A 13,635-nucleotide genomic window follows, 5' to 3' on the forward strand; every position below is an offset into this window, starting at 1 on the left:
GCGCCATGTCGCTCCGGCCGATCGCACGCGTGGTGGTGCGCCCCTTGTTCAACTGCCGTGCGGCAGTGGATTATCGCGAGCGTGGTACTCACCCGTGGTGCGCGCATCACCGGCGCCGTCGTCTGCGCGCTGCTCGCGCTGATCGCGGCGTCCTGGATCGCGCGCGACCTCAACACAGCTGACGGGCCGAACCAGTTGTGGAAGTTCTGGGAGTCCGGGTCCTCCGGGGTCGGGCAGATCTTCCTGGCGACGACGCTGTACGACCTCGTGCTGGTCGTCGTGTACGTCGCCGTGGCGGTCGCCGCCGTCCGCTCACCACTGGCCGCCCAGGCGCTGGTCGCCGCGGCCGTGATCACCCTGGCGATACGGCTGCCCTCGCTCTGGGTCGCCCGGGCCGGCTGGGCGCGGCCGTGGTCTGTGGACGATCTGCGCGACCGGGCGTTGTGGAGCGCCCTCGCCGCGTTGGTGGGTGCGCTCGTCCTGCTGATCGTGGCGGCGGCGGGGCGCAGGGGCCTGGCGGGTGAGTACGACGAGGACGACCGTGTGCCGACGAGGCCGTCGCTGGGCGCCGGAATAACTGCCTTCATTTTCCTGGGAGTTGCCGGGTGTGCGGCGCTGGCCTGGGAGGGCTGGAGTGCGGACCGGGTGATCGGCGTGAGCTGGAGCGCGTACGGGCATCGCTTCACCGGCGAGTCGGGCATCTACATGCCGCTGCTCGGCGTCCCGGTCGGCTGGCTGAACGTGGCGCTCGGGGTCCTGGGCCTGGTGGCGGCGATCGCGGCCGTCGTCCGTGCCCACTTCTCACGGCCGCTGGGTCTGGTGGTGGCCCTCGTCCTCGCGGGCATGGGCGGGCTGTTCCTGTCGGTCGCGCTGCGCGACAAGCTGCTCTCGCGCCTCGGTGATCTCAACACCGAGAGTCAACTGATCGTCCTCACCCAGCTGTTCTATCTCCTGGCCGGTGTGGTGGTCCTGCTCGTGCTGGCCCGGCGGGGCGTGCGCGACGAGCCCGGTATCAGGCAGGCCCCGGCGTGGCGGCAGCAGCCCGGTTTCGGACCGCCGCCGCCCAGCTCGCCGCCGCCGGGCTGGTGACTGCGGGGTCTACGGGGTCATCCCCAACGATCGCTTGAGGAAGTCCACTTGGAGCAGGAGCAGGTTCTCCGCGACCTGCTCCTGCGGCGTCATATGGGTCACCCCGCTGAGCGGCAGCACCTCGTGCGGACGGCCCGCCGCCAGCAGCGCCGAGGAGAGCCGCAGAGTGTGGGCGGCGACCACGTTGTCGTCCGCGAGGCCGTGGATGACCATCAACGGGCGTACGGGGTCGGCCGGTTCGGTGAGTCCGTCGTCGGTGACCAGGGAGTTGGCGGCGTACACGTCGGGCTGCGCGGCCGGGTCGCCGAGGTAGCGCTCGGTGTAGTGGGTGTCGTACAGCCGCCAGTCGGTCACCGGCGCCCCCGCGATCCCCGCGTGGAAGACGTCGGGGCGGCGCAGCACCGCGAGCGCCGCGAGGTAACCGCCGTACGACCAGCCGCGGATGGCGACCCGGTCGAGGTCCAGCGGGAAGCCCTGTTCGGCCAGACCGTGCAGGGCGTCGATCTGGTCGTCGAGGGTGAGGACGAAGTTGTCCCTGATCGCCTTCTCCCAGCCGGGCGAACGCCCGGGCGCACCCCGCCCGTCGGCGACGATCACCGCGAAGCCCTGGTCGGCGAACCACTGCGAGGTGAGGTATGGGTTGTGCGCGGCGACCACCCGCTGGCCGTGCGGCCCGCCGTACGGGTCGAGGAGCACCGGAAGCACTCCGTCCGACTCGCGGTGGCCGGTGGGGAGCAGGACGGCGCACGGAATCTTCCGTGCGCCCCCCTCGACGAGCTGCACCCGGGCGGTGAGCGCCGGCTTCTCGGCATACGAGACGATCGCGGCGACCTCCTTGCCGTCCCGCTCCACCCGGACCGCCGCGCCGGGCCGGTCCGTCCGGGCCGAGGAGAGGACCGTGACACCGCCGGAGCGGACCGCGGAGTGGACACCGGCGCCCTGTGAAATCCGTTCCACGCCCAGCTCGTTGACCCGGTAGACATGGATCTCACCGGTCTCGGGGGCCTTCGCGTCCTCGCCCGCCGACGCCGAGATCAGGACATCGCCCTGAGAGATGTCCAGCACGGCCCGTACGTGCAACTGCCCGCCGGTCAGCGCCCGGTCGCCCACCGCGAGGACCCGTGCCCCGCCCTCGTCCGCGATCCGCACGAGCCGTCCGTCCGGCGCCCAGGCGGGCACCCCGGGGAAGAGATCCAGCCACACCGGGTCCTCGTCCACGTGCACGGTCCGGGTGGCGCCGGACTCCGTGTCGACCGCCAGATAACGCTGGCTGCGCTGGTCGCGCGCCTGTACGAGCAGCAGCGGCGCGCCGTCCGACGACCAGTGCACGGACGCCAGATACGGGTGGCGGACCCGGTCCCACACGACCTCGGTGCGGCCGCCGTCGAGCTCCTGCAGGAAGAGCCGCACCTCCGCGTTGGGCGTCCCCGCCGCCGGATAGCCGACCTCGGCGGGCTCGCGGTCCGGGTGCGCGGGATCGGCGATCCACCACCGCTGTACGGCGCTGTCGTCGGCCCGCGCGACCAGCAGGCGCGCCGAGTCGGGCGCCCACCAGTAGCCGCGTGAGCGCTGCATCTCCTCGGCCGCGATGAACTCCGCGAGCCCGTACGTCGTATGCGCGTCCTCGGGCTCCGCGAGCGCCCTGTCGTCCCTGCCGTCCGCGCCGACGACCCGGAGCGCGCCCTGGGTCACGTACGCGACGAGCCTGCCGTCCGGGGAGGGCCGGGGGTCGAGCACCGGCCCGGGGGCGGGGAGTTCGCGCGTGGCGCCGGTCCGTACCTCCGCCGTGAACAGCCGGCCCGACAGCGCGAAGGCGGCGAGGGAGGCCGCGGCGTCAACCGCGTAACCGACGATGCCCGCCGAACCCTCCCGGCTGCGCTCGCGGCGCGCCCGCTCCTGCGCGGAGAGCTCCTCGGCCGCGCCGCCGAGGAGTGCCTGCGGGTCGGCGACCAGGCGCTCGGCGGGCCCTTCGAGGTCGAGCGACCAGAGGGCGCCGGCCCGGTCGGTGCCCGAGGGCGAACGCAGGAACAGGACGTGATTCCCGTCCGGCGACACGGTGAAAGCGCGCGGGGCGCCGAGGGTGAAGCGCTGGGTCCGTGCGTACTGGCGCGGGAAGGAGAGCTGCTTCGGCGAGTTCGTCGGCATGGCTCAGAACCTAGGCCCTATCCGGCGGATCATGCCGCGGTCGCGCCGGTCCGGCACGCAGTGAAAGGCTCAACGCCCGGCAAGAGCGACCTGATCCGCCGGACAGGACCTAGCCCGCATGCGCCCCCCGTGCTGCCGTGCACGGATCAATGCGCTGCCACGGATAGTTATGATCCGTAGCGCTGGGTGGGTATGCAGCTACCGGCTGCAGTCGTGCTGCCCTTTTTCGACGCGTGGGAGGTGAACCGCCGCATGGCACTCTCGATCTCGGCGGTGGTGCTGCTGGCGATCATCGTCTTCCTGATGGTCAAGAAGTCCGGACTGAAAGGTGGTCATGCCGTCGTCTGCGTGCTTCTGGGGTTCTATCTGGCCAGCTCCTCCATCGCGCCCACCATCCACACGCTGACCACCAACGTGGCCGGGATGATCGGCGGCATCAAGTTCTGAGGCACCGGTCGGGGCGCGCGGGCTCGTAGGCTGTCGGGTATGACGGACCTTCCCGCCCGTCGTCTGCTTCTGGTGCACGCGCACCCCGACGACGAGTCGATCAACAACGGCGCCACCATGGCCAAGTACGCCGCCGAAGGCGCACTGGTCACCCTGGTGACCTGCACCCTCGGCGAGGAGGGCGAGGTCATCCCGCCCGAACTCGCCCATCTGGCCCCGGACCAGGAGGACTGCCTGGGGCCGCACCGCATCGGTGAACTGGCCGCCGCGATGAAGGAGCTGGGGGTCACCGACCACCGCTTCCTCGGCGGGCCAGGACGGTTCCGCGACTCCGGGATGATGGGCGTCGAACAGAACCACCGCGACGGCGCGTTCTGGAACACGGACGTGGACGAGGCGGCCACGGACCTCGTCGAGGTCGTCCGGTCCGTGCGCCCGCAGGTGCTGGTGACGTACGACCCGGACGGCGGCTACGGACACCCCGACCACATCCAGGCCCACCGCGTCGCCATGCGCGCAGCCGACCTGGCGGCCGAGACAGCCTTCCGGCGGGACCTCGGGGAGCCGCACACGATCTCCAAGATCTACTGGAACCGGGTCCCGCGCCCGGTCGCCGAGGAGGGCTTCGCGCGGCTGCGCGAGGCCGGCACGGAGTTCCCGGGGATCGCCGAGATCGGCGATGTACCGGGCGTGGTGGACGACGCGCTGGTCACGGCGGAGATCGACGGGGAGCCGTACCGCGAGCAGAAGACGGCCGCGATGCGCGCGCACGCCACCCAGGTCGCGGTGGACGGGCCGTTCTTCGCGCTCTCCAACGACCTGGGGCAGCCGCTCTTCGCCCGGGAGTACTACCAGCTGGTGCGCGGGGCCTCCGGGGCGCCGGAGGGCGAGCGCGAGACGGATCTCTTCGCCGGTGTCGACACAGGAGTGCAGTCGTGAGTACGTCGCAGGGGCCCGGCAGCGGTCTCGCCGCCCCGCTGAACTTCGGCCGGATCGGCGCCTACTTCGGGCTCGCGGTCCTCGGCGCGCTGACCGGTGTCGCCGGTGCGCTGATCCAACCCGCCTGGTTCCCCGGCGGATTGATCCTGGCGCTGGCCGCGTCGGCCGGAGTCTTCCTCGGCGGCCGGGTCGCGATGGGCGGCGCGCTCGGCGTCGGGGCGCCCGCCGCGGGCTGGCTGATCTCCGTCATGTTCCTGACCGCGACCCGTCCCGAGGGCGACTTCGTCTTCGGCGCCGGCACCGGTTCGTATCTCTTCCTGCTCGGAGGGATGATCGTCGCTGTGATCTGCGCCACGCTCGCCAAGCTGCCGCAGGCGCCCGGAGGTTCTGCCCGACCTGGGAAGTGATGTGGTGCTTCGCCCGGCGGAACGGACCGCTTCCGGTCGCTTCCCAGGGCAGTCGGAACGGTTCATTCCCATGGGCGGGGGGTGCCGTCCGGCGTCGGCCAGTATGGTGGTGCGCGCCGCCGAGCCTCCCGCACCTGTAAGAACGGGCGGCGGAGCCAACCGGGAGAACCTGCCTTGAGTCGTGAAACTGACAGTTCGTCCACCGGCCCCCAGGGGCGTGGCGGAGCCGCGTACCCCTCGGGTACGCCGCCGTACGGAACCCGCCAGTCTCCTGAAGACGCCGCGGCTCCGGCTCCTTCGCCCTCGCCGCTGCCGGAAGAGCCGAAGACCGAGACCACGCTGACGACGCGTATCCGGATCAACATCCCCGGATCGCGGCCGATCCCGCCGGTCGTCATGCGGACGCCCATGAGCGACGTGGACGGCGGTCCCAGCAGCGAGCGCACGGGCTCCACGCCCCGGCCCGAGGCGGTCGAGGAGCCGGCGCCCGCGCCGGAGCCCGCGCCCGCGGCCGCCGAGGAGAAGCCGACCAGCGACTGGTTCGCCCCGCGCAAGTCCGGTCCGGCCGCGCCCGCGGCTCCGGCGCCCGCGCCCGCACCTGCTCCGGCCGCGCCCCCGGCGGGCGTTCCGTACTTCTCGGAGCCCACGGGCAACGGCGGCCGGCCCGCGCCGGGTCCGTCCGGTCCCGGCGGTCCCGCCGGTCCTGGTGGCCCGTCCGCCGGTCCTGCCGGGCCCACCACCGGCCCCGCCACCGGTGCGGCGCCGATGATGAAGCCGACCGTCGTACGTCCCGACCTGCCGACCCGCCCGGGTCAGGGTGCGCCTCCCCGGGGTGCCACCCCGCCGCCGCCCGCGCCGCAGATGTCCGACGACACGGCCGTCCTCACTCCGCAGAAGGCCGCCCCCGCCCCCACGGGCACGGGATCCCCGGCCGGTCCGCCCGCCGGCGGCAACGTCTCCGGCGACACGCTGACCAGCGGCATCCCGGTCGTCCCCGCGGACCGCCGCTCGCCGTTCCCGCCCGGCCCCCTCGGCCAGGGCGGCCCCGCCGGTATCGGCGGCCCCGGCGGCCCGCAGGGGCCCCGTCCCACCGGGCCCGACATGACGCCGCGGCTGCCCGACCCCCCGATGGCACAGAACCAGGCACCCGCGCCGGACGCGGCCCCGGCGGCACCCGCCGCGCCCCGTCCCGCCGCGAAGCCCGCCAAGAAGGGCCGCTCCAAGCTGGTCCTGCTCGCGGTCGCCGTGGTCGTCGTCGGCGGAATCGCCTATGGCGCGGGCCTGCTGATGAACCACTCCGACGTACCGACCAACACCACGGTCCTCGGCGTCGACATCGGCGGCGGAACCCGCGAGGAAGCGGCGAACAAGCTCGACGCCGCCCTCGGCAAGCGCATCAACGACCCGATCCAGCTCACCGTGGACGGCAAGAAGACGAAGCTCTTCCCGGAGAAGTCCGGCCTGACGCTGGACAGTCAGCAGACCGTCCGCAACGCGGCGGGCAGCGACTACAACCCCGTCTCCGTCATCGGTTCGCTCTTCGGCCAGGAGCGCGTCGTCGAGCCGGTGATCCAGGTCGACGACGAGAAGCTCTCCGTCGCCCTGAACGATCTGGCGGGCGTCTCGGGATCCGCCTCCGAGGGCACGATCAAGTTCGTCCCCGGCAAGGCCGTCGCCGTACCCGGCAAGGCGGGCAAGTCGCTCGACGTGAGCCGCTCGATGATTTCGGTGCGCGACGCCTACCGCAACCAGGTCGAGACGGGGCAGGCCAACACCGTCGAACTCCCCGTCGCGGCACGCCAGCCCACGATCACCCAGGCCGAGCTCGACCGGGAGATGAAGGAGTTCGCGGAGCCCGCGATGTCCGGACTGATCAAGATCAAGGCGGGCGGCAAGAGCATCGACTTCGGCCCCGCGCGCTCCCTGCCGAAGATCCTTTCGGTGACCCCGGCCAACGGAAAGCTCGTCGAGCACTACGACAAGGCCGCCATCGACAAGCTCCTGGAGGGCGTCTTCAAGGGCGTCATGGTCAACCAGGGCGGTACGAAGCACGAGGTGACGCCGGACGACGTGGCCACGGCCATGAAGAAGGCGCTGCTCGGCACGGACGTGGCCTCCCGTACGGTCACGATCACCTGACCCCGGGCGACCCGAGCCCCCGCGCCCTGACGGTGCGGGGGCTCCGTCATGCGTACGCCATGACATTTGTCATCGCCGACTCACGACAGGCGGCTCTGCCGCGCACCGCCCCCGCTGAGCGAACCTTGTCCCCATGACCACACAACCCGCTCCCACCGCGTCGTCCGTGGTGAGCTTCGAGAACGTCAACAAGAGCTACGGCACCGTACGCGCCGTGGCCGACCTCTCGCTCACCCTCCACCCGGGCGAGACGGTCGCCCTCCTCGGCCCCAACGGAGCGGGCAAGTCCACCACCCTCGACCTCCTCCTCGGCCTGCGTCCCGCGGACACCGGCACGGTCACCGTCTTCGGTACGACACCCACCGAGGCCATCGCGGCCGGACACGTCGGGGCGATGCTGCAGAGCGGCGGCCTGATGGAGGAGGTCACGGTCCGCGAGATCGTCAGACTCGCCTGCGACCTGCACCGCAAACCGCACCCGGTCGACGAGGTCCTCAGCCGGGCCGGAATCGACCAGATCGCCGACCGCAAGGTCAACAAGCTCTCCGGCGGCCAGGAACAGCGGGTGCGCTTCGCGCTCGCCACCGCGGGCGACAACGACCTGATCGTCCTCGACGAGCCGACGACCGGCATGGACGTCACCGCCCGCCAGGCCTTCTGGGCCACGATGCGCGAGCAGGCCGACCGGGGCCGCACGGTCCTCTTCGCCACGCACTACCTGGAGGAGGCCGACGCGATCGCCGACCGCGTGCTGGTGCTCCACAAGGGGCGGCTGCTCGCCGACGGCACGGCCTCGGAGATCAAGGCGAAGGCGGGGGCGCGCCGTATCGCCTTCGACCTGGAGGGCGTGATCGACGAGCCGGCGCTGCGCGAACTCCCGTTCCTCACCAGCTTCGACGTGTCGGCCCGTACGGTCCGCATCCAGTCGACGGACGCGGACGCGACCGTCCACGCGATCTACTCGCTCGGCCTCTACCCGCGCAACCTCGAAGTCGCGGGCCTCGGCCTGGAGCAGGCCTTCGTCGCCATCACCGAGGCCGAGGAGGCCAAAGCAGCATGACCACGCTCATCAGGCTCGAAATCACGCGGACCCTGCGGAACAAGAAGTTCATGTTCTTCTCGATCCTCTACCCGTCGATCATCTATCTGTTGTTCTCGGCCTCGAAGACCCCCACGGACAAGATCCCCGGCACGGATCTGACCTTCCAGAACTTCTACGTCGTCGCGATGGCCTCCTTCGGCGCGCTGACCGCCGTCCTGATGGGCAACAGCGAACGCATCGCCAAGGAGCGCGAGAAGGGCTGGGTCCGCCAACTGCGCCTCACCTCGCTGCCCGGCCGCGGCTACGTCCTCGCGAAGATCGCCAGCGCGGCCGTGGTCACGCTGCCCTGCATCGTCGTGGTCTTCGTCGTCTCGGCCGTGCTCAAGGACGTGCGCTTCGACGCCTGGCAGTGGGTGGCGCTCACCGGTGCCATCTGGGCAGGCAGCCTGGTGTTCGCGGCCCTGGGTGTCGCCATCGGCTACATCGCCAGCGGTGACGCGGTCCGCCCGATCACGATGATCATCTACTTCAGTCTCTCCATGGCCGGCGGTCTCTGGTTCCCGACGGCGACCTGGCCGGACTGGGCGCAGAACATCATCAAGTGGCTTCCCACCCACGCCTACGCGGCCCTCGGCCAGGCCATCGAAACGGGCAACGCCCCGCACGCCCAGGACGTGGCGATCCTCTTCGCCTACTTCCTGCTCTTCGCGGGCGGCGCCGCCTACCTCTACCGCAAGGACACCCTGAAGGCGTGAGCACCGAACGCGAGATCGGGATCGGCCGGACGCCCACGTCCGGCCGGGAGGCCGCGCGCAAGATGCTCTGGATCGGCGTCTGGCTGATCTTCATGGGCGCGCCCATCAGCAAGCTCCTCGGCGACGACTACACCGGCGCCGAGGAGGTCTTCGGCTGGGCCGGCCTCGTCGTCTTCGTCGCCGCCTACCTGGTCCTGGTCTTCCGCCAGACCGCCCGGCTGCTCTCCCCGGACCGCGTCTACGGTGCGCTCGCCTTCCTCGGCGCCCTCGCCCTCACGATGTCGCTCACGCTCGGCTCGGCCTGGCTGGTGCTCTTCGTGTACGTGGCCGTGGGCGCCGGCGCGGTCCTGCCGATCCGTATCGCACGCTGGGCGATCCTCGCCACGACAGGGGTGATGGTCCTCGTCTCCCTCCTCGACGACCACCCGGCCAAGGTCGTCACCCCGCTCCTCGTCCCCGCCGTACTGGGCGGCTTCGCGATGACGGGGGTGCGCCAACTGGTCCGTACGACGGTGGAGTTGAAGGAAGCGCGCGCCACGGTCGCCCAGCTCGCCGCCAACGAGGAGCGCCTCCGCCTCGCCCGCGACCTCCACGACCTCCTGGGCCACTCCCTCTCCCTGATCACCCTCAAGTCCGAGCTCGCGGGCCGCATGCTGCCCGACAGCCCCGACCGGGCGGCCCAGCAGGTGGCCGACATCGAGCGCGTCAGCCGCCAGGCACTGACCGACGTGCGCAGCGCCGTCACCGGCTACCGGCGCCCCACGCTCCCCGGCGAACTGGCGGGCGCCCGTACGGCATTGGCGGCAGCCGGCATCACCGCGACGGTTCCCGAGGACCCGGGCCCCCTGGACCTCACCGAGGAGCGCGAGGCGGCGCTCGCCTGGGCGTTGCGCGAGGCCATCACCAACGTCGTACGGCACAGCGGGGCCCGCACCTGCACCGTCACGCTCGCCCCGCGCCAGACGCTGGACGGCCGCCACCTGGCGCTCTCGGTGCACGACGACGGCCGGGGCGCCGCGCCCGCGGCCTACGGAAACGGCCTCACGGGCCTCACCGAACGCCTCGCCGGGGTCGGCGGCACGCTGGAGACCGAGGTGTCCCGGGGCTTCACGCTCACGGCCCGTGTCCCCCTAAAATCCGGTTCATGATCAGGCTCCTGCTCGCCGAGGACCAGTCGATGGTCCGCGAAGCACTCGCGGCCCTGCTGGGTCTGGAACCGGACTTCGAGGTCGTCGCCCAAGTGGCGCGCGGCGACGAGGTCCTGGAGGCGGCGCGCGCCCACGAGGTGGACGTGGCGCTGCTCGACATCGAGATGCCGGGGATGACGGGCATCGAGGCGGCGGCGCAGCTGCGGCGCGAACTCCCGGAGCTGAAGGTGGTGGTCCTGACAACGTTCGGGCGGCCCGGGTATCTCCGCAGCGCGATGGAGTCGGGGGCGTCGGCGTTCCTGGTGAAGGACGCACCGGCGGCCCAACTGGCGGCGGCGGTACGGAAGGTCCTCGCGGGGGAGCGGGTCATCGACCCCACACTCGCGGCGGCGGCCCTGGCGGAGGGCGCGAATCCGCTCACGGATCGCGAGCGGGACGTACTGCGTGCGGCGGCGGACGGCTCGACGAACGCGGAACTGGCGGAGGCGCTGCACCTGTCGCAGGGCACGGTCCGCAACTACCTCTCGACGGCCATCCAGAAACTGACGGCCCGCAACCGGGCGGAAGCGGTGCGGATCGCCCGCGAGAAGGGCTGGCTTTGACCTCGGTCTGACCTGCTGATGGTTGTTCGTGATCATGCACCGCTGTTTGATCTTCCTGCCACGCGTGTGCGCGGACCGTGAACGAACTGGGGCGGGGGACAACCCGCAGGGCCGGCCGCTGTTCGACCAGGTGATGTTCCCCGTAGCGCTGACGGTCGCGGGGCCGATCGCCGCCTGGTTCGTCAACCTCCGCCGCTGGGGGCGACGCCACGGCACGACCCTGTGGATGCCGCACGGCCCGGTCGGTGGCTACTTCCGCGAGCCGGCCACCGCCTGACCCCGTCCGGCCTCGGGTTATCCCCACCCCTGATCCGCCAGCAGCCGCCATGGTCCGCAATGCCCGTGATCCGTAGCTTCGAGGTATCGGCTCGAAAAGATCGCGGAGGACGGACATGCGGCTGCACGGCGGCACACAGCAGACGGCAGGGGCAGTGGCGTGAGCTTTGTCCCCAACGGGCTCGCGCGCGCGGCCGTCCGTTTCAAGCCCGCCTCGTTCGCCGGGACCTTCGTCGCGCTGATAATGGCCGCGCTGATCGTCTCGGCCTGCGGCATCCTCCTCGAGACCGGCACCCGCGCCTCCGTGCCCGCCGAGCGGTACGCCAACGCGCCGGTCGTGGCGGCCGCGGACCAGTACGCCCACCTCGTCACCGGCAGCGGCGACAGCCGCTCCGAGTCGGCGGTCCCGCTGCCGGACACCGCGCGCGTGGACGCCTCGCTGGCCGGCAAGGCGGCCCACGCCCCCGGCGTCGAAGCCGCCGTGGCCGACTACACCTTTCCCGTACGCCAGGGCGGCTCCGTGCTGACCGGGCACGGGTGGGGGTCGCACGCCTTCACCGGCGCCGCGCTCACCTCCGGCGCCGCACCCCGTACCGGCGAGGTCGTCCTCGACGCCTCGGCGAAGGCCCGTGTCGGCGACACCGTCTCGCTCGAAACCCCCGCCGGGCGCGCCGACTTCCGCGTCTCCGGGCTCGCGAAGGCCGGGTCGGGCGACGCGGGCGGGCAGCCCACCGGGTGGTTCGCCGACGCCCAGTCCTCCGCCCTCGCCGGGCATCCCGGGAAGGCCGACGCCATCGCCGTCCTCGCGAAGGACGGGACGGACGCCAACGCCCTCGCCGCCGGCGTCGAGAAGGCGCTTGCCGGGTCCGGCGCCCAGGTGCACACCGGCGACGACCGCGGCGCCGTCGAGGACCACGGCCTCGCGTACGCCAAGGAGATGCTCACCGGACTCGGCGGCTCCTTCGGCGGGATCGCCGCCGTGGTCGCCGTCTTCACGGCGTCCGGCACCGTCGCGCTCTCCGTCGCCCAGCGCGCCCGCGAGTTCGCGCTGCTGCGCGCCGTCGGCGCCACCCCGCGCCAGATCCGCCGCGCGGTCGCCTCCGAGGCGCTGCTCGTCGCGCCGCTCGCCGGGCTGGTCGGCTGTCTGCCCGGGATCGGGCTCGCGCACTGGTGGTTCGGGCAGTTGAAGGACCGCGGGGCCGTCCCCGACGCCGTCCAGCTGCACGTTTCGTGGATCCCGCTCGTCGCTGCCGTCGGTACGGGGCTGCTCACCGCGCTCGTCGCCGGCTGGGCGGCCGGGCGCAGGCCCGCGAGGACCAAGCCGGGCCAGGCGCTCGCCGAGGCGTCGGTGGAGCGGCTGCGGCCGGGCGTGATCCGTACCGTACTGGGCGTGGCAGCCCTCGTCGGCGGGGGTTTCCTCACGGGCCTCGCCGCCCGTTCGGCCGGGGACGACGCGGCCAACGCGGCCCTCGGCGTCGTCATGCTGTTCATGCTCGCCGTCGCGCTGCTCGGCCCCCTCGTGGCCCGGCTGTGCGTGGCGCTCTTCGGGCTCCCGCTGCGCGGCCGGGGCGCCGCGGCCACGCTCGCCGCCGACAACTCCCGTACGAACGCCCGCCGTCTGGCCTCCGCGATCACCCCGATCGTGCTGGCCATGGCCTTCGCCTCGACGCTCGCCTTCATGCACACGAGCGAAAGCCACGTCGCCGCCCGGCAGTTGGCCGCCGGTGTCACGGCGGACCACGTCGTCACGCACCCCGCCGGGCTCCCCGCCGAAGCCGTCGACCGGGCCGCCCGCGCACCGGGCGTCGAAGCGGCCGTGGGCCTGCTCGACGCGCAGGTGCTCGTGCCCGTCGGCTCCGGCGGCGACCGCTATCTGCAGGGCTCGGCGACCCAGGGCATCTCGGGATCGGGTGCGCAGCTCGCCAAGGTGCAGGATCTCGACGTACGCAGTGGCAGCCTGGACCAGGTCGGCCAGGGCCGCATCGCCGTCGACAAGATGCTCGCCGCATCGGCGAAGGTCACCGTCGGCGACAAGCTGCCGATGTACCTTCCGGACGGCACCAGGACCAGCCCCGAGGTCGTCGCCGTGTACGGCCGCGGGCTCGGCCTCCCGGCCGTGACCATGGACCGCGCCGCCCTGGCCGCCCACGTCACCGCGCCCTACGACTCCACGCTGCTGGTACGCGGCGGAGACGCCAACTCCCTTGCCCCGCTGGGCAAAGTCACCGACGCGTCCGGCTACGCGCTCGAGAAGAGCACCGACGCCGAGCTCAACGCCTGGGCCAACTACACGATGGCCGGGGTCCTGGGCGGCTTCGCCGCGGTCGCCGCCGTCAACACCCTGGTGATGACCGTCTTCGACCGCCGCCGCGAGCTCTCGATGCTCCGTCTCGTCGGCGCCACCAGGCGTCAGGTGATGGGCATGCTGCGCTGGGAGGGCCTGCTGGTGGCGGTCGCCGGCGTCGTCCTCGGCACGGCCATCGCCGCGGCCACCCTGGTCCCGATGGTGCGCGGCCTGACGGGCGAGGCTCCGTACGTACCGCCGCTCGTCTACGGTTCCTTCGCCGCGGCAGCGGTGGGCCTCGCCCTCCTCGCGGTCACCCTCCCGGCGCGCGCGGCGCTCAGGGTCCGGCAGGGCTGACAGCG

The 13,635-nt window shown here is 72.3% G+C and carries 12 protein-coding genes; 11 read left to right on the forward strand and 1 reads right to left on the reverse strand.

Annotation, left to right across the window (positions count from 1 at the left end; genetic code table 11):
- The first annotated feature begins 81 nt into the window (after positions 1 to 81).
- Positions 82 to 1,089 carry a hypothetical protein gene (locus OG707_RS26065; protein WP_329122364.1) on the forward strand — a complete coding sequence of 336 codons (1,008 nt, stop codon included), beginning with the start codon at positions 82 to 84 and terminating at the stop codon, positions 1,087 to 1,089.
- A 9-nt stretch (positions 1,090 to 1,098) separates the two neighbouring features.
- On the opposite strand, the gene OG707_RS26070 is transcribed toward OG707_RS26065, so the two are convergent.
- The gene (locus OG707_RS26070; protein WP_329122366.1) at positions 1,099 to 3,234 is read right to left on the reverse strand and encodes a S9 family peptidase; all 2,136 of its coding nucleotides are present in this window, start codon (positions 3,232 to 3,234) and stop codon (positions 1,099 to 1,101) included.
- A 252-nt stretch (positions 3,235 to 3,486) separates the two neighbouring features.
- Here OG707_RS26070 and OG707_RS26075 point away from each other — a divergent pair, with 252 nt between their 5' ends.
- From OG707_RS26075 to OG707_RS26120, 10 genes are all read left to right on the forward strand, one after another.
- Complete coding sequence (locus OG707_RS26075; RefSeq protein ID WP_206966751.1) at positions 3,487 to 3,681, forward strand: hypothetical protein; 195 nt, start codon at positions 3,487 to 3,489, stop codon at positions 3,679 to 3,681.
- A 39-nt stretch (positions 3,682 to 3,720) separates the two neighbouring features.
- Complete coding sequence (gene mshB / locus OG707_RS26080) at positions 3,721 to 4,620, forward strand: N-acetyl-1-D-myo-inositol-2-amino-2-deoxy-alpha-D-glucopyranoside deacetylase (RefSeq protein WP_329122370.1); 900 nt, start codon at positions 3,721 to 3,723, stop codon at positions 4,618 to 4,620.
- The gene (locus OG707_RS26085) at positions 4,617 to 5,027 is read left to right on the forward strand and encodes a DUF6113 family protein (RefSeq protein ID WP_329122371.1); all 411 of its coding nucleotides are present in this window, start codon (positions 4,617 to 4,619) and stop codon (positions 5,025 to 5,027) included. Before mshB ends, OG707_RS26085 begins: the two co-directional genes overlap by 4 nt.
- Before the next feature lie 174 nt (positions 5,028 to 5,201).
- A complete protein-coding gene (locus OG707_RS26090) occupies positions 5,202 to 7,166 on the forward strand; it encodes a hypothetical protein (RefSeq protein ID WP_329122374.1) in 1,965 nt (654 codons plus the stop codon).
- 133 nt (positions 7,167 to 7,299) lie between these two features.
- Positions 7,300 to 8,226: an ABC transporter ATP-binding protein gene (locus OG707_RS26095; RefSeq protein WP_329122376.1), complete on the forward strand. Its 927-nt coding sequence runs from the start codon at positions 7,300 to 7,302 to the stop codon at positions 8,224 to 8,226.
- Complete coding sequence (locus tag OG707_RS26100; RefSeq protein WP_329122378.1) at positions 8,223 to 8,963, forward strand: ABC transporter permease; 741 nt, start codon at positions 8,223 to 8,225, stop codon at positions 8,961 to 8,963. Before OG707_RS26095 ends, OG707_RS26100 begins: the two co-directional genes overlap by 4 nt.
- Positions 8,964 to 9,025: 62 nt before the next feature.
- Positions 9,026 to 10,111 (forward strand): sensor histidine kinase, encoded by a 1,086-nt coding sequence (locus OG707_RS26105; RefSeq protein WP_329127973.1) that lies wholly within the window; start codon positions 9,026 to 9,028, stop codon positions 10,109 to 10,111.
- Entirely contained in the window at positions 10,108 to 10,713 is a 606-nt protein-coding gene (locus tag OG707_RS26110; protein ID WP_443071393.1) for a response regulator transcription factor, read from the forward strand. Before OG707_RS26105 ends, OG707_RS26110 begins: the two co-directional genes overlap by 4 nt.
- A gap of 46 nt (positions 10,714 to 10,759) precedes the next feature.
- Positions 10,760 to 10,990: a hypothetical protein gene (locus tag OG707_RS26115; protein ID WP_329122380.1), complete on the forward strand. Its 231-nt coding sequence runs from the start codon at positions 10,760 to 10,762 to the stop codon at positions 10,988 to 10,990.
- A 159-nt stretch (positions 10,991 to 11,149) separates the two neighbouring features.
- Complete coding sequence (locus OG707_RS26120) at positions 11,150 to 13,630, forward strand: ABC transporter permease (RefSeq protein WP_329122382.1); 2,481 nt, start codon at positions 11,150 to 11,152, stop codon at positions 13,628 to 13,630.
- Positions 13,631 to 13,635: the final 5 nt, after the last annotated feature.

Origin of the sequence: Streptomyces sp. NBC_01465 (assembly GCF_036227325.1) — a bacterium.
Classification (GTDB): domain Bacteria; phylum Actinomycetota; class Actinomycetes; order Streptomycetales; family Streptomycetaceae; genus Streptomyces.